The organism is Natranaerobius trueperi (assembly GCF_002216005.1).
GTDB classification, from domain to species: domain Bacteria; phylum Bacillota; class Natranaerobiia; order Natranaerobiales; family Natranaerobiaceae; genus Natranaerobius_A; species Natranaerobius_A trueperi.
The window spans coordinates 1-1194 of the sequence record NZ_NIQC01000065.1 but is presented as its reverse complement, the minus strand read 5'-3'; the positions used below and the strand labels follow the sequence as shown (position 1 = coordinate 1194).

Here is a 1194-nt window from a genome sequence, read left to right as displayed (position 1 = left end):
GAGTCTGTTAAGTTGTTATGAAAAATAAGCTCTTTGAATCGCAAAATTTTAAAAGATTTGACCGTCATGCGGCATTACTATGTAAAAGCCAAGAGGTTCTAGCACGGTTAGAATAAGTGATGCCAGCAACTTGAGCAGGAGTAGATTGACTCAGCACATTGCTTGTCCTAACAAAGTTAAAAGCAAAAATAAAAACAGCAATAAGCTTGTTGGCAGACAGGTAAGAAACAAAGCCTCTGCGTTGTTTAACCCAACTTTTCAGAATCTGAAAAAAAGATTCAATTAAGTTGTTAGAAATATCATCTTGAAAAGACTCGACTCTGATGTGATTAGAGTTTGGAAACAAAACTTTAATTGGAGCATTGTAAGCCCAATATCTATCTGTAACAATACTACGAGGTTGTCCAAACTGTTCTTTGGTTAATTCAAACTCTAAAGGCTGCTTGGCTATCTCTATAAGGAGATAGGTGATATGCGAGTACAAATCTAGTTTCAGCATCAATAATAGTCCAGGCGTAAAATCTTCTGCCTTTAACTTTAATTACAGTTTCGTCTACATGCCACTCATCAGAAGAGTCGAGATCAACTGGCTTTAGATATCTAGAGATATGAAGAAAAAGAGGTGCAAACTTTTTAGTCCAATCAGCAATAGTAACATGAGACACTTTAATACCTTCACAATCAAGAAGGAACTGAGAGACACCTCTAGTAGAGCTACCATTAATAAAGTACAGATAAAGAGCTCGAATAACAGTATGAAGAGAATGTCTCATGTTAGAGAAGTCTACTTTCCCGTCAATATCAAGTTGCGAAGGATCCGGAATACTTTGAGGTTTTGGGACATAGAAAGAATGATTACAGCTTTTGTTACAACACCTCAAATTAGAATAAAAGTCATAGTCATGATGTAAAAACGTAGCTTTTCTGCATTTAGGGCAAGAGGGGTATTTATGAGGTTTGTTAAGGCCTCTTTTATCCCCGCCCTCAGTAAGGGTCTTAGGTGCCCACTGACGGCCACATTTTTTACACTGAAACTTTTTATTACCATATTTGTCGTACCCGTAACCGCAAAGGTCGTTTGAATAGCATCTAGGACATACAACTTTAGTCATGGATCAGTCTCCTTTCTCCCGGAGGGTTTGTTTTCTGCCTAAAAACATCATAACTCCGGGCGGGAGACTGATTCAAATATCA

1 pseudogene is annotated in these 1194 nt (G+C 37.7%); it reads right to left on the bottom strand.

Annotated elements, in window-relative coordinates:
* Positions 1-64 precede the first annotated feature (64 nt).
* A pseudogene (locus tag CDO51_RS13000) lies at positions 65-1112 on the bottom strand (IS6 family transposase).
* Positions 1113-1194: the final 82 nt, after the last annotated feature.